At 68.9% G+C, this 20,579-nt stretch carries 15 protein-coding genes; 1 reads left to right on the forward strand and 14 read right to left on the reverse strand.

Translation table 11 applies throughout. From position 1 onward, the window contains the following. Nucleotides 1-72: 72 nt before the first annotated feature. The 5 genes from B3K53_RS12475 to B3K53_RS12495 all read right to left on the reverse strand — a co-directional run bounded on the left by B3K53_RS12475 (nucleotide 73) and on the right by B3K53_RS12495 (nucleotide 8,559). The gene (locus tag B3K53_RS12475; RefSeq protein ID WP_292084711.1) at nucleotides 73-1,335 is read right to left on the reverse strand and encodes a glutamate-5-semialdehyde dehydrogenase; all 1,263 of its coding nucleotides are present in this window, start codon (nucleotides 1,333-1,335) and stop codon (nucleotides 73-75) included. Further along, complete coding sequence (proB, locus tag B3K53_RS12480; RefSeq protein ID WP_409515800.1) at nucleotides 1,332-2,465, reverse strand: glutamate 5-kinase; 1,134 nt, start codon at nucleotides 2,463-2,465, stop codon at nucleotides 1,332-1,334. Before proB ends, B3K53_RS12475 begins: the two co-directional genes overlap by 4 nt. Nucleotides 2,466-2,647: 182 nt before the next feature. Continuing rightward, complete coding sequence (locus B3K53_RS12485) at nucleotides 2,648-4,087, reverse strand: efflux transporter outer membrane subunit (RefSeq protein ID WP_292084715.1); 1,440 nt, start codon at nucleotides 4,085-4,087, stop codon at nucleotides 2,648-2,650. Further along, nucleotides 4,087-7,359, reverse strand: coding sequence for an efflux RND transporter permease subunit (locus B3K53_RS12490; RefSeq protein ID WP_292084716.1), 3,273 nt, complete (start codon nucleotides 7,357-7,359; stop codon nucleotides 4,087-4,089). Before B3K53_RS12490 ends, B3K53_RS12485 begins: the two co-directional genes overlap by 1 nt. Nucleotides 7,360-7,365: 6 nt before the next feature. Beyond that, nucleotides 7,366-8,559, reverse strand: coding sequence for an efflux RND transporter periplasmic adaptor subunit (locus tag B3K53_RS12495; protein ID WP_292084717.1), 1,194 nt, complete (start codon nucleotides 8,557-8,559; stop codon nucleotides 7,366-7,368). A gap of 160 nt (nucleotides 8,560-8,719) precedes the next feature. Between B3K53_RS12495 and B3K53_RS12500 the strand changes: the two genes are divergently transcribed. Continuing rightward, nucleotides 8,720-9,313, forward strand: coding sequence for a TetR/AcrR family transcriptional regulator (locus B3K53_RS12500; protein ID WP_292084718.1), 594 nt, complete (start codon nucleotides 8,720-8,722; stop codon nucleotides 9,311-9,313). A 55-nt stretch (nucleotides 9,314-9,368) separates the two neighbouring features. On the opposite strand, the gene leuB is transcribed toward B3K53_RS12500, so the two are convergent. From leuB to B3K53_RS12545, 9 genes are all read right to left on the reverse strand, one after another. Beyond that, a complete protein-coding gene (gene leuB, locus B3K53_RS12505) occupies nucleotides 9,369-10,487 on the reverse strand; it encodes a 3-isopropylmalate dehydrogenase (protein ID WP_292084719.1) in 1,119 nt (372 codons plus the stop codon). After that, nucleotides 10,487-11,089, reverse strand: coding sequence for a 3-isopropylmalate dehydratase small subunit (gene leuD / locus B3K53_RS12510; protein ID WP_292084720.1), 603 nt, complete (start codon nucleotides 11,087-11,089; stop codon nucleotides 10,487-10,489). The genes leuB and leuD overlap by 1 nt, the downstream gene beginning before the upstream one ends. After that, nucleotides 11,089-12,537, reverse strand: a complete 1,449-nt coding sequence (gene leuC, locus B3K53_RS12515; protein WP_292084722.1) for a 3-isopropylmalate dehydratase large subunit — start codon at nucleotides 12,535-12,537, stop codon at nucleotides 11,089-11,091. Before leuC ends, leuD begins: the two co-directional genes overlap by 1 nt. A gap of 147 nt (nucleotides 12,538-12,684) precedes the next feature. Next, nucleotides 12,685-13,653 carry a branched-chain amino acid transaminase gene (locus B3K53_RS12520; protein ID WP_292084724.1) on the reverse strand — a complete coding sequence of 323 codons (969 nt, stop codon included), beginning with the start codon at nucleotides 13,651-13,653 and terminating at the stop codon, nucleotides 12,685-12,687. Then, nucleotides 13,637-14,905, reverse strand: a complete 1,269-nt coding sequence (locus B3K53_RS12525; RefSeq protein WP_292084725.1) for a 2-isopropylmalate synthase — start codon at nucleotides 14,903-14,905, stop codon at nucleotides 13,637-13,639. The genes B3K53_RS12520 and B3K53_RS12525 overlap by 17 nt, the downstream gene beginning before the upstream one ends. Next, nucleotides 14,905-15,156, reverse strand: a complete 252-nt coding sequence (locus B3K53_RS12530) for an ACT domain-containing protein (RefSeq protein WP_292084726.1) — start codon at nucleotides 15,154-15,156, stop codon at nucleotides 14,905-14,907. Before B3K53_RS12530 ends, B3K53_RS12525 begins: the two co-directional genes overlap by 1 nt. A 2-nt stretch (nucleotides 15,157-15,158) precedes the next feature. After that, entirely contained in the window at nucleotides 15,159-16,778 is a 1,620-nt protein-coding gene (ilvG, locus tag B3K53_RS12535; protein WP_409515801.1) for an acetolactate synthase 2 catalytic subunit, read from the reverse strand. A gap of 129 nt (nucleotides 16,779-16,907) precedes the next feature. Then, complete coding sequence (ilvC, locus tag B3K53_RS12540; RefSeq protein ID WP_292084728.1) at nucleotides 16,908-17,921, reverse strand: ketol-acid reductoisomerase; 1,014 nt, start codon at nucleotides 17,919-17,921, stop codon at nucleotides 16,908-16,910. Nucleotides 17,922-17,924: 3 nt separating this feature from the next. Beyond that, entirely contained in the window at nucleotides 17,925-19,679 is a 1,755-nt protein-coding gene (locus tag B3K53_RS12545) for a dihydroxy-acid dehydratase (protein WP_292084730.1), read from the reverse strand. Nucleotides 19,680-20,579 lie beyond the last annotated feature (900 nt).

Consider the following 20,579-nt stretch of genomic DNA (forward strand, 5'->3'; position numbering starts at 1 on the left):
GGGAAAATGTTGGTTTCAGGCGGCCTTGCGTCATCCCGGGAAGGGCTGTGGCGCTCTCCAGGGGGCGAAGGCTCAGGGTCGGGTCTGACCCTGGCCGCGCACGACGTACTTGTAGGTGGTCAGCTGTTCAGCGCCGACGGGGCCGCGCGCGTGCAGCTTGGAGGTCGAGATGCCGATCTCGCCGCCGAAGCCGAACTCGCCGCCGTCGGCGAACTGGGTCGAGGCGTTGATCAGGACAATGGCGCTGTCGACTCCTTTGGCGAAGCGTTCGGCGGCCTCGGGGTTGGTGGTGATGATGGCCTCGGTGTGGCCCGAGCCGTAGCGGCGGATGTGATCCACGGCGCCCGTCACCCCGTCCACGACCCGCACCGACAGGACGGGGGCCAGGTATTCGGTGGTCCAGTCGGCCTCGACCGCCTCGGCCGCTGCGGGGACCAGGGCGCGGGTCTCTGCATCGCCGCGCAGTTCGCAACCGGCAGCCATCAGGTCAGCGGCGACGACGGGCAGCAGGCGCATCGCGGCGGCGCGATCGACCAGCAGGGTCTCGGTGGCGCCGCAGACCGAGACGCGGCGCATCTTGGCGTTGACGGCGACGCGGCGGGCGACCTCAAGGTCGGCGGCGGCGTCGAGATAGGTGTGGCAGAGGCCTTCCAGGTGGCCCAGCACAGGCGCTTTCGCCTCGGCCTGAACGCGGGCGACCAGGCTCTTGCCGCCGCGCGGGATGATCAGGTCGATGGCGCCCTCAAGCCCCGACAGGATGGCGCCCACGGCTTCGCGGTCAGGGACGGGAACCAGCTGGATGGTGTCGGCGGGCAGGCCGGCCTCGGTCACGGCGCGGGCCACCACGGCGGCGATGGCGCGCGAGGATTCCAGGCAGTCCGAACCGCAGCGCAGGATGGCGGCGTTGCCCGAGCGCAGGCAGAGGGCGGCGGCGTCGGCGGTGACGTTGGGGCGGCTCTCGTAGATGACGCCGAGCACGCCGAGCGGGGTGCGGACGCGGGCGATGTCCAGACCGTTGGCGGGGGTCCAGCGGGCCATCTCGGCGCCGACGGGATCGGGCTGGGCGGCGATGGTCTCGACGGCGACGGCCATGCCCTCGACGCGAGCGGGGGTCAGGGCCAGACGGTCGATCAGGGCTTCCGACAGGCCCGAGGCGCGGGCGTTGGCGATGTCGCGGGCGTTGGCGGCGAGAATCTCGGCCTCGGCGGCGCGCAGGCCCTGGGCGAGACGGATGAGGGCCTCGGTGCGGGCGTCCGGCGTCGTGGCGCGAAGGGCGTCGGCGGCGGCGCGGGCGCGTCGGCCCATGTCCAGCATGATGGTGCTTACATCAGTCATCGGGTCTCCAGCACCAGGTCGTCGCGGTGGATCACAACCGAGGGGCCGCGGTAGCCGATCAGGCTCTCGATCTCGTCAGAATGGCGGCCCCGGATCAGGGCGATTTCATCGGCCGGATAGGCGGCCAGGCCCACGCCGAAGGCGGCGCCGGACGGATCGAGCAGACGCAGGCTGTCGCCTTTTTCAAACTCGCCGCTGACGGTGACAATGCCCGAGGGCAGCAGGCTCTTGCCGGATTTCAGGGCCCGCACGGCGCCCTCGTCCAGGGTCAAGGAACCGCCCGGCGCCATGCTGCCGGCGATCCACTGCTTCCACGCGGCCAGGGGCGTGGCCGGGGCGGTGATCAGGGTGGCGCGGGCGCCCTCGGCCACGGCCTTCAGCGGATGCAGGGTCAGGCCCGACGCGATGACGGTGGCGCAGCCGGCCGAGCGGGCGATCTGGGCCGCCGCCAGCTTGGTGGCCATGCCGCCGGTGCCGACCCCGGCCTCGGCATTGGCGCCGCTGGCCATGCCGAGGATGTCGGGGCCGAGGCTCTCGACCAGGGCCAGATGGCGGGCGTCGGGATCGCGGCGCGGGTCGGCGGTGTAGAGGCCGTCCACGTCGGACAACAGGATCAGCAGGTCGCCGCGCGCCAACTGTGCCGCGCGCGCAGCCAGCCGGTCGTTGTCGCCGTAGCGGATTTCCTCGGTGGCGACGGTGTCGTTTTCATTGACCACCGGGACGACGCCATGGGCCAGCAGGGCCTCGACCGTGGCGCGGGCGTTCAACCAGCGGCGACGGCGTTCGGTATCGTCGCGGGTCAGAAGGATCTGGGCGGTGATCAGGCCGTGGGGGGCCAGGGCTTCTTCCCAGGCGTGCATCAGCAGGGTCTGGCCGACGGCGGCGGCGGCCTGCTTGTCCTGCAGCCGACCGGGTGCGGTGTTCAGTCGTCCGCGCCCCAGGGCCACGGCGCCCGAGGAGACGACAATGACCTCGCGACCCTGCGCGCGCAGGTCGGCGATGTCCTGGGCCAGGGAGGCCAGCCAGTCGCGGGCCACCGCGCGGGTGGCGGCGTCAACCAGAAGGGAGGAGCCGATCTTGACCACCACGCGGCGGGCGTGGGTCAGCGCCGTCGCGGGGGCGGCGGTGATGTCGACGGCGGGCGTGGATACGGCGGGAGAAGCCATGCATCCTCCCTAGAGCATCAATCGCGTCGGGGTCACGCCCTCGTGCGTCAAAATCGTGCCGACGAGCCCAAAAGAAAACGCCCGGCGGGGTCGAACCTGCCGGGCGTTTGTATTTTTAGCGATGATCCGAGGATCAGGCTTCGGGGCTAGGCTTCAGGATCTGGCGCCTGATCCCAGCCGCCCGCCAGGGCCTTGAACAGGGCGATCTGGTAGGTGGTGACCTGGGCTTCCGAAGCGGCGAGAGCTGCGTCGGCGCCGGCCAGGGTCCGTTCCGAATCCAGCACCGTCAGGAAGCTGTCGGCGCCGGCGTCGAAACGCAGACGCGACAGGCGCGCCGCCGTCGCCGCCTGATCCCGCGCGGTGCGCAGGGCTGTGCGACGGTCCAGTTCGTTGGCGTAGGCGCTGAGCGCCGTCTCGGTTTCCTGCAGCGCCGTCAGCACGGTCTGGTCGAAGGTCGCCAGAGCCGCGTCGGTCTGGGCGCCGGCCTGCTTGATGCGGGCGCGGGCCACGGCGATGTTGGGGAAGTTCCAGCTGATCAGCGGACCGACGCTGAAGCGGAAGTTGGCGTCGTCGCCCAGACCCGAGGAATCCAGCGAGGTCGAGCCCAGCGAGCCCCCCAGGCTGATCGACGGATAGAGGCTGGCGGTGGCCACGTTCACGCGGGCGGCGGCCGCAGCCAGACGGGCCTCGGCCTGCCGCACGTCGGGACGACGGGCCAGCAGGGCCGCGCCGTCGCCGATCGGGATCGGCTGCGACAGTTGCGGCGGCGACTGGCAGCCGCGCGCCGCCTCGCTGGCCTCGGCCGGGGTGCGCCCGGTCAGGGTGGCGAGGCGATAGAGTGCGCCGTCGCGAGAGGCCCGCAGGGGCGGCAGGCTGGCGCGGGTCTGCTCCAGGGCCGCGCGGGCGCGGGCCACGTCCAGGCCATTGCCCGATCCGCCGTCGAGCAGACGCTGGGTCAGATCGACGGTCTTGCCCTGCAGGTCGATGGTGCGTTCGGCGACAGCGATCTGGGCGTTGGCCGAGCAGGTGTCGGCGTAAGCCCGGGCCGTTTCAGTGGCGACCGAGATGCGAACGATCTCCAGCGCCTCGGCGGCGGCGGCGGCGTCATTACGGGCGGCGCGGATGGAGGACTCCACCCGGCCGAACAGGTCGACTTCGTAGGAGACGTCCAGGCCGACGCTGTAGGTGTCGACGTCGTCCAGCTTGGCGCCGTTGGCGGCGGGGTTGGTGATGGTCGAGGCCTGGCTGCGGTTGAAGGCGGCGTTGGCGTTGGTCGTGGGCAGACGACCGGCGCGGGCTTCGGACAGCGAGGCCCGGACGGCGCGCAGATTGGCCGCGGCCGCCTCCAGCTCGTTGTTCTCGGTCAGCGCCTGCTGGATCAGGCTGTCCAGCGTGGCGTCGTTATAGAGCCGCCACCAGTCGGCGCGGGCCGCCTCGGTCGAAACCGAGACGGATTGCGAGCCGATGAAGGCGCCCTGGCCCTGCGCCGGGATCGTAGCGTCCGGCGCCTTGGGCCCGACCGCGCAGGCGGCGAGCAGGAGCGCGGCGCCGGAAGCGGTCAGGAGCGAGAGGGCTTTACGGTTCATCAGGCGTCTCCCAGGCGCGGGCTGGCCGTGGGGGCCGTCGGCGCGGGGTCGTTGGGGTCGTACGGATCATGCGGAGGCGCGCCGTAGGTCGTCGGCAGCTCGCGCGGCTTCTCCGGCGTCTTGGGCAGCTTGGCCGAAAGCCAACGCATCATCACGTAGAAGACCGGGGTGAAGATCAGGCCGAAGAAGGTCACGCCCAGCATGCCGGAGAAGACCGACGTGCCCAGCGACTGGCGCATTTCGGCGCCGGGGCCGGTCGCCAGCATCAGCGGCACGACGCCGAAGATGAAGGCGAAGGAGGTCATCAGGATGGGACGCAGGCGCACCTTGGCGGCGTAAACAGCCGCTTCGAAGCGATCCATGCCCTCTTCTTCTTCCGCCTGCTTGGCGAACTCGACGATCAGGATGGCGTTCTTGGCCGCCAGGGCGATCAGGACGACCAGGCCGATCTGGACCAGGATGTTGTTGTCCAGACCGCGGATGTTCACCCCGATCATGGCCGCCAACAGACACATGGGGACGATCAGCACCACCGCGAGCGGCAGGGTGAAGGCCTCATACTGCGCCGCCAGCACCAGGAAGACGAAGACCACGGCCATGATGAAGATCATCGAGGCGCCGCCCGAGGCCTGCTTCTCCTGCAGGGCCAGTTCGGTCCACTCATAGCTGAAGCCTTGCGGCAGGGCTTGAGAGGCGAGCTGCTCCATCGCCGCGATGCCCTGGCCGGACGAGACGCCCGGCGCGGCCTGACCCTGCAGCTCGGAAGCCGGGAACAGGTTGTAGCGGACGACGCGGGCCGGACCGGAGTCCTCGCGCAGGTTGGCGACGGCGCCGATCGGCACCATGGCGCCGGAGGCGGAGCGGGTCTTCAGATTGGCGATGTCGGCGATGTCGTCGCGGGCCGAGGGTTCAGCCTGGGCGGTGACGCGGAAGGTGCGACCCAGCAGGTTGAAGTCGTTGATGTAGGAGGAGCCCAGATAGACGCCGAGGGTGTCGAACACCGCCGACGGCTGGACGCCCATCATCAGGGCCTTGTTGCGATCAACGTCGGCGGCGATGCGGGGCGAGCCGGTGTTGTAGGTCGAGAAGACCTGCTGCACCTGTTCAGGCATCTGGGCCGCGCCGCCCATCATGGCGAAGGTGGCGCCTTCCAGCGCGCGATAGCCTGCGCCGGAACGGTCCTGGATCATCATCTTGAAGCCGTTGCCGTTGCCCAGGCCCTGAACGGCCGGGGGGGCGATGACGAAGATGTTGGCTTCCTCGATGCCGCCGGTGGCGCCGGTGATGGCGCCGGCCAGGGCCGTGGCGGCCTGTTCCTTGGTGCGGTTCTCGAAGGCGTCGAGGCGCACGAAGATGGTCGCGGCGTTGGAGCCGAACGAGAAGCTGGAGCCGTCGAGACCGGCGAAGGCCACAGTGCCGTCGACACCCTCGGTCTTCTGGATGATCTCGTTGGCGCGCTTCATCACGGCCTCGGTGCGGTCAAGCGAAGCGCCGGCCGGAAGCTGGATGACGCCGATCAGGAAGCCCTGGTCCTGTTCCGGAATGAAGCCCGAGGGCGTGTCCATCAGGCGCCAGCCGGTGAGGGCCAACAGGCCCGCATAGATGATCATGACGACCATCAGCGAGCGCACCAGACGGGCGGTCAGACGACCATACTTGTCCGACAGCCAGTCGAAGCCCTGGTTGAACTTGTCGCCGGCCCAACGGACGTAATAGACGACCGCGCCCCAGAGGCCCGGCTTGCGCACGTTGTCGTGCTCTGTGTGCGGCTTGAGCAGCAGGGCGGCCATGGCCGGGGACAGCGTCAGGGACACCAGCAGCGAGATCAGAGCCGCCGAAGCGATGGTGACGGCGAACTGACGGTAGAAAATGCCGGGGATGCCGGGGACGAAGGCGGTCGGAACGAACACCGCCGTCAGCACCAGGCCGATGGCGATCAGGGCGCCCGAAACCTCCTGCATGGAGCGATAGGCGGCCTCCTTAGGCGTCAGGCCTTGTCTCAGGTAGCGCTCGACGTTCTCGACCACGACGATGGCGTCGTCGACGACGATGCCGACGGCCAGAACCAGGGCGAACAGCGACAGGGAGTTGATGGAATAGCCGAGCGCCAGTTGCACCGCGAAGGTGCCGACCAGGGCGACGGGGATGGCGACGATGGGAATGATGGCCGCGCGCCAGGTCTGCAGGAAGACCATGACGACGATGACGACGAGGACGACAGCTTCCAGCAGGGTGTGCTGCACCGCTTCGACCGAGGCGGCGACGAATTCCGTCGGGTTGTAGGGGATGGAGGCGGCCATGCCGGCCGGCAGTTCGGTCTTGATGGCCTCGACCTCGGCCAGGACGCGGTTGGCAGTGCCCAGGGCGTTGGCGCCCGGCTGCTGGACGACCGCGACGCCGACGCCGCGCTCTCCGTCGAAGAAGCCGCGGATGCCGTAATCCTGGGCGCCGAGTTCAACGCGGGCGACGTCGCGAACGCGGGTCACGCGCCCTTGAGCATCGGTTTTGATGACGACGTCGGCGAACTGATCCGGGTCGGACAGGCGGCCCTGGACCTGAACTGGCAGCTGGAAGGCGGCGGCGTTGGTGGCGAAGGGCGGCTGACCGATGGCGCCGGCGGCGGCCTGGACGTTCTGGGCGCGCAGGGCGGCGACGATGTCAGGACCCGTCAGACCGCGCTCTGCCGCCTTGGCCGGGTCGATCCAGATCCGCATCGAATAGTTGCCGCCGCCGAACACCTGGACCTGACCGACACCGTCGATCCGCAGCAGGCGGTCGCGCAGCGTCGAGTTGGCGAAGTTGCCGACATAGTCGTTGTCCAGGCTGCCGTCGGGCGAAGTCAGGCCCACGATCATCAGGAAGCCGCTTTCGGCCTTGTTGACCGTCACGCCGATCTGGCGGACCTGTTCAGGCAGCTTGGGCTCGGCCAGGGCGACGCGGTTCTGGACCAGCACCTGGGCGGAATCGAGGTCCGTGCCGGGCTGGAAGGTCACCGTGATCGCCACGGCCCCGTCCGAGGTGGACGAGGAGGTCAGGTACAGCATCTTCTCGACGCCGTTGACCTCTTGCTCGATGGGGGCGGCGACCGTCTCGGCCAGGGTCTCGGCCGAGGCGCCCGGATAGGCCGCGTTGATGGTGATGGTAGGCGGCGCGATCTCCGGATACTGCGACAGGGGCAGCATCGGATAGGCGAACAGGCCGATCAGGGTGATGAACACCGAGATCACGCCTGCAAAGATCGGCCGATCGATGAAGAAGCGTGAGAAATTCATGAGCTATCAGCCGGCGTTGGCGAAGGAGGCGCTGGAAGCCGGCGCCGCCTGGGTGACCGGGGCGCCGCCAGCCTGCGGCGCGACCGGAGCGATGGTGCCGTTCTTGGGCGCGACCTTCATGCCCGGCATCTGGATGCGCTGACCGCCGGCGATGATGACGCGATCGGTCGGTTTCAGGCCGGAACGGATGACACGCAGGCCGTCGACCAGAGGTCCGGTCTGGACCGCGCGCGGCTCGGTCGTGCCATCAGGCTTGACCACGATGACCACGCGGCGCGCTGCGTCGGTGGCGATGGCGGCGTCGGGCACCAGCAGGGCCTGATAGGCGCCCGCTCCGGCGAGTTGGGCCTGACCGAACATGCCGGGCTTCAGGAAGCCGTCGGCGTTCGGCACCACGGCGCGCAGGCGGATGGTGCCCGAGGCCGGGTCAATGGCGTTGTCGGTGAAGTCCAGCGTGCCGACGCGGTCATAGCTGGTCTCGTCTTGCAGGCGGATGCGGATCGGGGCGGCGCCGCCGGAGCGGGCGTCGCGCTGATACTTCAGCGCCAGGGCCTCGGAGCCGTCGAAGACGAAGTAGATCGGTGAGGCCGAAACCACGGTCGTCAGCACATCGCCGGCGGAGGAGCCGCCGCCGATCAGGTTGCCGGGATCGACGCGTCGATCGGACACACGGCCGGAAATCGGGGCCGTGACGCGGGTGAACTCGACGTCCAGCTGACGCGCGCGGATGGCGGCGTTGGCGGCCGAGACGGCGGCCTGGGCCTGGGCCACGGCGCCGCGCTTGGCGTCGACCTCGGCCTGGGACACGGCCTGCGAGGCCAGCAGGCCTTCGGCGCGGGTGAACTCGGTGCGGGCCAGGGTCAACTGGGCCTGGGCCTGCGACAGCTGGGCCTGGGCCGAGGCCAGGGCGGCCTGGGCCGGGCGCGGGTCAAGCGTGAACAGCAGCTGGCCCTGACGCACGAAGTCGCCGTCCTTGAAATGGACCGACTGGATGTAGCCGCCGACGCGCGCGCGCACATCGACCGTGCGGGGGGCTTCAAAGCGACCCGTGACTTCGTCCCAGTCCACCACCTGGCGGGCCAGGGGCAGGGCCACCGTCACCGGAGGGGCTTGGGGGGCGGGGGCTTCGCCGCCCTTGGAACAGCCGTAGAGGGCGGTCGCCATCAGTACGGACGCGGCCGCGATCTTCACCGTGCGCATCGGCGCATTCTCCTTGGGAGGGAATTGAATCTGGAAGACCGTCGCTCTTTGGGGAGGGAGCGTCCAGTCAACGCTGGGTGACTTAAAGAACGGCGGCAGCGCTTGTCAACGTCTGATGACAAAGCCATATAGGGTTTAAGGTTTATTGGAGTAGGTTCCGTTGGTCCTTTGCGACGCCCCTCGACCGCGTAACGCCAACGCGACGCGCCAGGCGATTCTGGAAGCGGCGCGGGAGCGTTTTTGTTCCGACAGCTACGATGACGTCGGCATGCGAGACGTCGCGCGCGACGTCGGCGTGGATGCCGCTCTGATCAGCCGCTACTTCGGGTCCAAGGAAGACCTGTTCGTCGCCGTGCTGGACAGCTGCAAGAACGGTCGCGACCTGATGGACGGCCCGCGCGAGGACTTCGGCGAGCGGCTGGCGCGCGAGATCGTCTACGGGGAGGTCATGCCCTGTCAGGATGACGGCGCGGGCGCCAAGATGCGAGGTCTGTTGATCCTGCTGCGCTCGGTCGGTTCGGCGAAAGCGATGGACGTCATGCAGCGCACGTCCAACAACCGCTTCTTCGACCCTTTGGCCGCCTGGATCGGCGGTCCCGAGGCCCCGGTGCGGGCGCGTCTGGCGGCGGGCCTGATCATGGGCATGGCGATCGGGCGCGAGCTGTCGGACGGCTATTCCTCGCTGGACGAGACGCAGAAGGCGGAGTTGGCGCGGCGCATGGCCGTGGCGCTGCAGGGCCTGATCGACAACTGAATGCAAAAGGGCGGACCGCGAGGCCCGCCCTTTCTTTGTGCGCCGACGTCGGGGCTCAGGCCCAGTGCATCGGCACGTGACGCGCGGCGGCCCAGTGGATGGCGCGGATGGCGTCGACGATGGCGCGGGTGGCCTCGACCGTGCCCAGGGCGCCGCCCAGATCGGCGGTGACGGCGCCCGAAGCCAGGACGGCGGCGACGGCGGCCTCGATGGAATCCGCCTCGTCCTCCAGATCGAAGCTGTGACGCAGCATCATGGCTGCTGACAGCACCATGCCGACCGGATTGGCCAGATCCTGACCGGCGATGTCCGGGGCCGAGCCATGGATCGGCTCGAACAGGCCGGGGCCGTCGGCGCCCAGCGACGCCGAGGGCAGCAGGCCGATGGAGCCGCCCAGCACCGAGATCTCGTCCGACAGGATATCGCCGAACATGTTCTCGGTCAGGATGACGTCGTAGTCGCGCGGCTTGCGGATCAGGTGCATGGCCATGGAGTCGACCAGGGCGTGTTCCAGGGTGATCTGCGGATATTCCTCGGCGTGGATGCGGGTCACCACTTCACGCCACAGGCGGCTGGTTTCCATGACATTGGCCTTGTCGACCGAGGTGACCTTGCCGCGACGCTGGCCGGCGGCCTGGAAGGCGGCGCGGGCGACGCGCTCGATCTCCTCGACGGTATAGACGCACAGGTCGGAGGCGCTGGTTTCGGTGCGGGTCTTCTCGCCGAAATAGACGCCGCTGGTCAGTTCGCGGAAGACGATCAGATCGACGCCCTCGACGATCTCCTTCTTCAGCGGCGAGCGGTGGGCCAGGACCGGCGAGACCTGCAGCGGGCGCAGATTGGCGTACAGGCCCATGGCCTTGCGGATGGCCAGCAGACCCTGTTCAGGGCGGACCGGGGCGCCGTCCCACTTGGGACCGCCGACCGCGCCCAGCAGGACGGCGTCGGAAGCCAGGCAGGCGGCCTTGGTGTCCTCGGGCAGGGCTTCGCCGGTCGCGTCGATGGCGGCACCGCCGATCAGGTGCTCGGTGAAGTCGAAGCGGTGGCCGTAGATGTCGCCGATGCAGGTCAGGACGCGCTCTGCGGCCAGGGCGACCTCCGGCCCGACGCCGTCGCCGGGCAGGACCACGATGTTGAAGGTGCGGGGGGCGGGGTGGGCTTCATGGTGGGGCATCAGGCGGTCTCCGGCTGATAGGAATCTTGGCGCAGGCGTTCAAAGGTTTCGACGTAGGGCAGCTTGGCTTGCAGCCAGCCGAGGGTGTCGACCCCGTCGAGCAGGCACTGACGGGCGAAGGCCTCGACCTTGAAGGGGACGGGGGCGACGTTGCCGCGACGGATCTCGCCGGCTTCCAGATCGACGGTGACCGCCTGTTCCGGGTGGGCGGCCAGGTCGTCCCAGGTCGCCTGATCGACGACGATGGGCAGGAAGCCGTTCTTCAGCGCATTGGAGGTGAAGATGTCGGCGATCTCGGTCGAGATCACCGCGCGAAAGCCATAGTCCAGCAGGGCCCAGGGCGCGTGCTCGCGCGACGAGCCGCAGGCGAAGTTGGGGCCGGCCAGCAGGATGCGGTGCTCGCTCGGGTCGATGCGGTTCAGCACGGACTCGGGCTTGGGCGAGCCGTCGGCTTCATAGCGCCAGTCATAGAAGGCCTGGGCGCCCAGACCCTCGCGCGTCGTGGTGGTCAGGAAGCGCGCCGGGATGATCTGATCGGTGTCGATATTGGCCTGGCTCAGGGTCAGGGTCTTCGACGTCAGAGTTTTAAAGGGCTCAGACATTATTCTGCTCCTACCGCCGCGCGCGCGGCGCTCGGCTGCATGAGGAGGGCCGCCTCCGACAGATAGGCGCGCGGGTCGGTCAGGACGCCGGCGATGGCGCTGGCTGCGGCGGTCGCCGGGCTGGCCAGGATGGTGCGGGCGCCCTTGCCCTGGCGGCCTTCGAAATTGCGGTTGGAGGTCGAGACCGCCAACTGACCGGGAGCGACGAAATCGCCGTTCATGGCGATGCACATGGAGCAGCCGGGGATGCGCCATTCGGCGCCGGCCTCGGTGAAGACCTTGTCCAGACCCTCGGCCTCGGCGTCGCGACGCACGGCCTCGGAGCCGGGCACGACCAGCATACGCACGCCCGGCTGGACCTTGCGGCCGCGCAGGACCTCGGCGGCGGCGCGCAGGTCGGGCAGGCGACCGTTGGTGCAGCTGCCGATGAAGACCACGTCGACCTTGTGACCGGTCGTCGCCTCGCCGGCGGTGAAGCCCATGTAGGCGATGGCCTTGCGGTCCGAGTCCGAGCGCGGCTGCGGCACCGGGGCGCCGACGGGGGCGCCCGCGTCGGGGGTGGTGCCCCAGGTGGCCATGGGACGGATGGCGGCGCCGTCCAGCACGACCTCCTTGTCGAAGGTCGCGCCGGGATCGGAGGCGAGGCCCAGCCAGTCTGCCGCGGCGGCCTCATAGTCGGCGGGGACGTGTTTGCGGCCGCGCAGCCAGTCGATGGTCGTCTGGTCCGGGGCGATCATGCCCGCGCGGGCGCCCGCCTCGATGGACATGTTGCACAGGGTCATGCGCCCTTCCATGTCCAGCGACCGCACGGCCTCGCCGGCGTATTCGATGACGTAGCCGGTGCCGCCGCCGAAGCCGATGGCGGCGATGACGGCCAGAGCCACGTCCTTGCCCGAGACGCCGGGACGCAGGCGCCCGTCGACGGTCACGCGCATGGATTTGGCGCGGCGCTGCAACAGGCACTGGGTGGCCAGAACATGCCCGACCTCGGAGGTGCCGATGCCGAAGGCCAGGGCGCCGAAGGCGCCGTGGGTGGCGGTGTGGCTGTCGCCGCAGACCACGGTCATGCCGGGCTGGGTCAGGCCCAGCTCGGGCCCCATGACGTGGACCACGCCGCGCTGGTCCGAACCCCAGCCGGCCAGTTCGACGCCGTGACGGGCGCAGTTGGCCTCCAGGGTCTCGACCTGGGCCTTGGCGGCCTGGGTGAAATAGGGCCGCTGGCCGTCCGGCCCGGCGGGCAGGGTCGGGGTGGAGTGGTCCAGGGTGGCGAAGGTGCGGTCGGGGCGGCGGACCTTCAGTCCGCGCGCCTCGATTTCGGAAAAGGCCTGGGGCGAGGTGACCTCGTGAACCAGATGCAGGTCCACATACATGACGCCCGGCGTCTCGGCCGTTTCCGGCACGACGACGTGCCGGTCCCAGACCTTTTCGTACAGGGTGCGGGCGGCCATCAGCGATCCTCCCCTGCGTAGCGGGGGAGGGGGACCATGCGCAGCATGGTGGAGGGGGCGATGGCCGAGCGCGACGGATGGGGCTTGCCCCCTCCACCGCCTGCGGCGGTCCCCCTCCCCCGTCGCGAGGCGACAGGGGAGGATTGGTCATGCTGGCTCATGCACGCGCTCCTTGGGGGCGGTCGCCGCCTCGCCGATGGGCTCCAGCCAGCCGAAGCGGTCGGGCGTCGTGCCGTCGAACAGGCCGCGGAAGGCCTTGTTGACAGCCTTCGTGATCGGGCCGGGGCCGGCGGCGCGGGTCGTGATGCCGTCGATGGAGCGCACCGGAGTGATCTCGGCGGCGGTGCCGGTCATGAAGACTTCGTCGGCGACGTAGAGAGCTTCGCGCGGGAGGATCTGCTCGCGGGCTTCGTAGCCCAGACCGCGCGCCAGCTTCATCACGCTGTCGCGCGTGATGCCCTGCAGGATGGAGGCGGCGGCGGGGGGCGTCATCAGCACCCCGTCCTTGACCACGAACAGGTTCTCGCCGGCACCTTCCGACAGGCGGCCGTCGACGCCCAGGGCGATGCCTTCACCGAAGCCGCCGACGCGGGCTTCACGGCCGATCAGGTAGCCGGACAGATAGTTGCCGCCGGCCTTGGCGCCCGCCGGGATGGTGTTCGGAGCGACGCGGCTCCAGCTGGAGACGCAGGCGTCGACGCCCTTTTCCAGGGCTTCCTCGCCCAGATAGGCGCCCCAGGGAAAGGCCGAGATCATGACGTCGGTGCGGATGTTTTCCGGCGACGGGGTCACGCCCATGCCGCACTCGCCCAGGAAGGCCAGCGGGCGCAGGTAGGCCGAACGCAGGCCCTCGGAACGGACCACGTCCTTGCAGGCCTGGACCAGCTCGTCCTCGGTGAAGGGCAGGGGGAAGTGATAGATGCGCGCGCTGTCGAACAGGCGGCGGATGTGGTCGGTCAGTCGAAAGCCGCACGGGCCGTTGGGGGTGTCATAGACACGGATGCCCTCGAACACCGAGGTGCCGTAGTGCAGGGCGTGGCTCATGACGTGAATCTTCGCGTCGGCCCACGGCGTCAGGTCGCCGTTGATCCAGATATTCTTAGCCAGCGGCTGCATAGGTCTTGTCCATTTGTGCGGAGGCGCCCCCAATCGTCGTATTGGCCGTCACGGCCGCGATGATGGCGGTCAGCTCCGCGTCATTGATTTCGCCGATCTGGTCGGCGCGTTGTTTGAAGCCGGCGAAGACGTCGGCCAGGCGCTGGCCTTCCAGCACATGGCCCAGGGCCTCGGCCCGCTTGCCGACCGCGTGGCGGCCGGAATGCTTGCCCAGCACGAAGTAGCTGCCCTCGAAACCGACGTCCTCGGGACGCATGATCTCGTAGGTGCGGGCGTCGGCCATCATGCCGTGCTGGTGGATCCCGGCCTCGTGGGCGAAGGCGTTCAGGCCGACGATGGCCTTGTTGCGGGCGATGACCGTCTCGGTCACGTCTCGCAGGGTCTGGGACGCCCGCACCAGGTGGCGGCTCTCGGCGGATACGCTGACGCCATAGCGGTCCGCGCGGGTGCGCAGGGCCATGATGATCTCCTCGATGGAGGCGTTGCCGGCCCGTTCGCCGATGCCGTTGATGGCGCCCTCGATCTGACGCGCGCCGCCCTCGACGGCGGCCAGGGAGTTGGCCACGGCCAGGCCCAGGTCGTTGTGCGCGTGCGACGAGAAGATGATGTCGGCGTGTCGCGGGCGGATGATCCCGTCCAGATAGGCGAAGCGCTGGCGCGCTTCTTCCGGCGTGGCGTAGCCGACGGTGTCGGGCACGTTCAGCGTCTGGGCCCCCGCATCGGCGGCGGCCATCAGGGCCTCGGCCAGGAACTCCGGCTCGGTGCGGAAGGCGTCCTCGGCCGAGAACTCGACGTCGTCGAACATCGAGGCGGCGTATTCCACCGTGCGCGAAATCGTGGCCAGAACCTCGTTGGTGCTCATCCGCAGCTTGGCCGAGCGATGGATCGGGCTGGTGGCCAGGAAGACGTGGCAGCGGCGATGCGATTTCGGCGCCGGCGCCAGAGCCCGGAACGAGGCGTCGATGTCCTTCTCGTTGGCGCGGTTCAGCGAGGCGAAGATCGGTCCCTCGATCTCGCCGCAGACGCGTCGGATGCATTCCTCGTCGCCCGGCGAGGCGGCGGCGAAGCCGGCCTCGATCACGTCTACGCCCAGGTCGCGCAGGACATGGGCCATCTTCAGCTTGGCCTCGGCCGACATGGAGAAGCCGGGGGCCTGTTCCCCGTCGCGCAGGGTGGTGTCGAAGATGATGACGCGGTTGGGATCCGACGCCGTAATCTCGGCGGTTCTGGATACTCGTTCTACTCGGGACATTAGGCGGCCTCGGACTGATAGGCAGGGGCGCTGATGCGAGCGACGCCGAACAGGCGGTCGATCTGGCAACCCAGATTGTCGATGGAGCGCGCGGCGTCGCGCCCGCGCACGGTCAGGGCGATGCGGCGCGAGGGGCCTTCGTCAGCCATGCTCATGCCGTCGATGTGGAAGCCGCGGCGTTCCACCAGGCCGATGAGGCGCTGAAGCGAGCCGTCGGCCCGGTCGATCTGGATGTGAATGGTGTCGCTCATGCTCATGCGCCTTCCATCATTTCAGCGTTGCTCTTGCCCGGCGGAACCAGAGGCCAGACGTTCTCTTTGGGGTTGATGACGACGTGGGCCAGGCAGGGGCCGTCGGCGGCCAGCAGGCGGGCGATGCCGGCCTCGACCTGATCGCGTTGGTCGATGCGGAAGGCCTCGACGCCGAAGGCCTCGGCCACCTTCACGAAGTCCGGATTGTCGGACAGATCGACCTCGGAATAGTTCTCCTCGAAGAACAGCTCCTGCCACTGGCGCACCAGACCCAGCGACGAGTTGTCCAGCAGGACGATCTTCAGGGCGACGCCGTAGCGCTTCAGCGTCGCCAGCTCCTGGATGTTCATCATGAAGCCGCCGTCGCCGGCGATGGTGACGACCGTGGCCGACGGATCGGCCAGCTTGGCGCCCAGACCGGCGGGCAGGCCGAAGCCCATGGCGCCCAGACCGCCCGAGGTGATGTGGGCTTCGGGCTTGGAGAAGCGGCAATGCTGGGCCGCCCACATCTGGTGCTGGCCGACGTCGCAGGCGGCGACGAAGCGGTCGCCGGCGGCTTCGGACAACTGCTTCAGCAGGGCGGGCGCATAGACGCCTTCGCCCGGCGCGTCATAGCGGGCCGCATGATTCACGGCCGCCGTGGCGCAGCGGATGACCCAGGCGTCGATGGCCAACGGACCAGACGCCATGCGCGCAGTCAGGGCCTCGACGCCCGGCTTCAGTTCACCGGCGACCGCGACATGGGTCTCGCGCAGCTTGCCGATCTCGGAGGCGTCGATGTCGAAATGGACGACGCGGGCGTGGGGGGCGAACTCGGCCAGCTTGCCCGTGGCGCGATCGTCGAAGCGGGCGCCCAGGACGATCAGCAGGTCGGACGCCTGGACCGCCTCATTGGCGGCGCGCGTGCCGTGCATGCCCAGCATGCCCAGGAAGCCGGGGGCGTCGGTCGCAACCGTGCCCAGGGCGTTCAGGGTCGAGACCGTGGGGATGCCGGTGGCCTCGGCGAAGGCGCGGACGGCCTCGGTCGCGCGGCCGATCTTCACCCCGCCGCCGATGTAGATCAGCGGGCGCTCAGCAGCGCGGATGAAGCGTTCGGCCTCGGCGATGGCGTCGTGGTCGACGTCTGCGGCCTCATTGGGGATGTTGAAGCCGAAGGGGGCGGTCGCCGTGGCGAACTGGACGTCCTTGGGCAGGTCGACCAGGACGGGACCGGGGCGGCCCGAGGCGGCGATGTGGAAGGCCTGTTCGACGGCGGCCGGGATCTCCGATGCGTCGCGCACCAGTATGGAGTGCTTCACGATCGGCAGGGTGACGCCCAGGATGTCGATCTCCTGGAAGGCGTCGGTGCCCATGACGCCCTGGGGGACGTTGCCGGTGATGCAGACCATCGGCACCGAATCCATCATGGCGTTGGCGATGCCGGTGATCAGATTGGTGGCGCCGGGGCCGGAGGTGGCCATGCAGACCCCGACCTTGCCCGAGGCGCGGGCATAGGCGTCGGCGGCGAAGGCCGCGCCCTGTTCGTGACGGACCAGGATATGCTTCAAGCCCGTGCCGGTCAGGGCGTCATAGATGGGCATGATGGCGCCGCCGGGGTAGCCGAAGACCACCTCCACGCCCATTCGCTCCAGGCTGGAGACGAGCAGGCGCGCGCCGGTGGCCGTGTCGTGCACGGTCGCCGGGGCGGAGGCGGTTTTCAGGGCGGGCGCGACGGCGCTCATCGGGTCAGTCTCTCTTTATATATGTGCGGGTCAGGCGGCTTCAGACTTGGGGGTCTGCAGCCAGGCCATCCGCTCGCGCAGGCGGGCGCCGGTCTGTTCGATGTGGGATTGGCGATCCGCGTCCAGCCAGGCCTGGTATTGCGGCTTGCCGGTCTCGTTCTCGGCGATCCAGTTGCGGGCGAAGGTGCCGTCCTGGATCTCGGTCAGGACCTCCTTCATGCGGGCGCGGGTCTCATCGGTGATGACGCGCGGGCCGCTGGCGACCGCGCCCCACTTGGCCGTTTCCGAGATGAAGTGGTGCATCTTGGAGATGCCGCCCTCGTAGAAGAGGTCCACGATCAGCTTCAGCTCATGCAGGCATTCGAAATAGGCGATCTCGGGCTGGTAGCCGGCCTCGACCAGGGTGTTGAAGCCCGAGATGACCAGCTCCTTGGCGCCGCCGCACAGGACGGCCTGTTCGCCGAACAGGTCGGTTTCGGTCTCTTCGCGGAAGCTGGTTTCCAGCAGGCCGCCGGTCGCGCCGCCGATGCCCTTGGCGTAGCCCATGGCGCGGTCGCGCGCCTTGCCGGTCGCGTCCTTCTCGATGGCGAACAGCGAGGGGACGCCGCGGCCGCGCGCGAACTCGCGACGGACCAGATCGCCCGGACCCTTGGGGGCGACCAGGATGACGTCCATGTCGTCGCGCGGGGTGATGCGGTCGTAGATGATCGAGAAGCCGTGGGCGAACAGCAGGGCGGCGCCCGGCTTGGCGTTGGGCTCGATGATGTCGCGATAGACCTCGTTCTGGATCATGTCCGGGGTCAGGATGGCGATGATGTCGGCGCCGCGAACGGCCTCGGCCGGCTCGGCGGTGGGGACGCCGTCGGCGGTGGCGTGCTTCCAGCCCGTGCCGCCCTGACGCACGCCGACGATGACGTCGTGGCCCGAGTCCTTCAGGTTCTGCGCGTGGGCGCGGCCCTGCGAGCCATAGCCGATGACGGCGATGCGCTGGCCGGCGATGGCGCCCGGCTTGATGTCGTCGTTGGTGTAGATGGTGATGGCCATGGTTCAGGCGTCCTCAGAGATCGGGGCGTTGGAATAGGTGGAGGCGGCCAAATCTGCGGGGATCTGGGCCGGCGGCGGATTGGGGATGGTCACGGCCCCTTGCGAGGCGGAGGCGACGGCGGCGCGGTATTTCGCGAAAACGCCTTGCGCCGGGCGGACACGGTTGGGGGCGAAGTCCGCCCGGCGCGCCTCCAGATCGACGAGCACGTCGATCCGGCGGTTGGTGACGTCGATGACGATCGGATCGCCATCGCGAATGAGTGCAATCGGGCCGCCGACCGCCGCTTCGGGCGAGACGTGGCCGGCGACGAAGCCGTAGCTGGCGCCCGAGAAGCGGCCGTCGGTCAGCAGTGCGACGTTCTCGACCTTGCGGCCCTTCAGGGCGGCGGTGACCTGCAGCATCTCGCGCATGCCGGGACCGCCCTTGGGCCCTTCGTAGCGGATGATGATGACGTCGCCTTCGCCGACCGAGCCGTCCTGAACCGCGTAGAAGGCGTCTTCCTCGCAGTCGAAGACGGCGGCGGGGCCTTCAAAGCGGTCCACCTTGTGGCCGGTCAGCTTGATGACCGCGCCCTCGGGGGCCACGTCGCCATAGATGACGGCGTAGGAGCCGCGCGCCATGACGGGGGCGTCCATGCTGGTGACGACCTGCTGGCCGGGCGTCTCCTCGGCCTCGGCGGCCTCGGCGAACAGGCTGCGGCCGCTGACGGTGGGCGTGTTGACGATCTTGCCCGCCTCGGCCAGGCGCTGGGCGACCAGACGCGTGCCGCCCGCCGCGAACAGGTGCGAGGCCAGGAAGCGGCCGCCGGGCTTCAGGTCGCAGATGACCGGAGCCTCGACGCAGGCCTGGTGGCAGTCCTCGATGCCGAAATCGACGCCGGCCTCGGCCGCGATGGCGGTCAGGTGCATGACGGCGTTGGTCGATCCGCCCGAGGCCGAGACGGCGACGGCGGCGTTCTTCAGGCTGGCCTTGGTGATGTACTTGCGGGCGGTGTCGCCGGCGAAGACGCGCTCGACGATCAGACGACCGCAGCGCTCGCCTTCCGCGCCCTTGCCGGGATCGACGGCGGGGACGTCATTGGCGCCCATGGGGCTGATGCCCATCATCGACAGGGCCATGGCCATGGTGTTGGCCGTGAACTGACCGCCGCAGGCGCCGGCGCCGGGGCAGACCGCGCTCTCGACCGCCTTCAGGCCCTCGTCGGACAAGGCGCCGGCACCATGGGCGCCGATGGCCTCGAACACCTCCTGGACCGAGACCTCCTTCTCGCCGATCCGGCCCGGCAGGATGGTGCCGCCGTAATAGACCAGGCCAGGGATATCCATCCGGGCCAGGGCCATGGCCGCCGCCGGGATGGTCTTGTCGCAGCCGACGATGCAGACGACGCCGTCCAACTGATGGCCCTCGACCGCCAGCTCGATGGAGTCGGCGACGACCTCGCGGCTGATCAACGAGGCCTTCATGCCCGCCGTGCCCATGGAGATGCCGTCGGTGACGACGATGGTGTTGAAGTCGACCGGATAGCCGCCCGCCGCGACGATGCCGGCGCGGACGTCCTTGGCCAGGCGATCCAGGTGCATGTTGCAGGGGGTGACGGTCGACCAGGTGTTGACGATGGCGATCATCGGCTTGTCGAAGTCGGCGTCCTGCATGCCCGCCGCCCGCAGATAGGAGCGCGCGGCGGCGCGGTTCGGGCCCTGGGTGACGGCCGAACTGCGCGCATTGGGTCGATTATTGCTGTCTGGCGTCTTGGTCATCGGGCTATTGGAAGTTTCTGTCTGTCGGGTCTCGGCTGAGCACATGAAAAACCCCGCTGCCGGGAGGGAGCGGGGTGAAGCGGGCGATTTTGACGGGGTCAGGTCAGGTCGCAGGCATCCACACCGCTCGGCTAAGCGGAATAAGAATTACCGAAAGAAGGAGTACGCCCAGCGACAGCACGCGCAGATCAGCCGCCGCTTTCGCGGGGCTCAGGATCGCAGCAGTGGCGGCGCGGTGGGACACAGGAGAACCTTTCAACTGGGCGCTCTTATGCCGCCGTCGATGCTGCGTTGCAACCCGCGGCGGCCCGAATGTGGAATAAAAGTGCGTCATGCCGTCATTCGGTCCTTCCAGCGCGCGTCTGTGCTCTGAAGCGGTGTCCTCGACGCAACATTTTACCGCGTCGTGGCGGCGGGCCTATTATTGTGTGGGTCTGGCGGGCTCGGATCCACCGGGGTGGGCGGCCTCAGCGCGGGGGTGGCGAGGGCTTTTGTACGCCGAGTGGGGAGGCCTAGGGGCGGGGCTGCAGTCTCCCTGTATGTGCAGGGGCGTGGCGGTCAGCGGCCGCATCCTTTCCGGGACTCTCGTTCGTTGAGATAGTTCGTGAAACTGTCATTCAGGGCTTGTGGACTCGGGGTGGTGTCCGTATATCCGCCGCTCGCTCGGAGACGGGCGGCGGCGTTGGGTTCTGAGACGGGCCTGGCGAAGTGGATTTGGGAGCTTCGGTTTCCGGGTTTGCGAAAAGGCTGAAAAGCCTGGTTGACATGGAGATTGGCTTTCCTTAGAAGGCCGCCTCCGCCGGGGTCTTCGGGTTCCGGGAGTGTTGAGAAAGTTCTTTAAAAAGAACTGGTTGACACGGAAAATCAGGGGCGTTAAGCACCGCCTCCGCCGCGAACGGG

The sequence above is a fragment of the Brevundimonas sp. UBA7506 genome (genome assembly GCF_002479495.1).
GTDB lineage: Bacteria > Pseudomonadota > Alphaproteobacteria > Caulobacterales > Caulobacteraceae > Brevundimonas.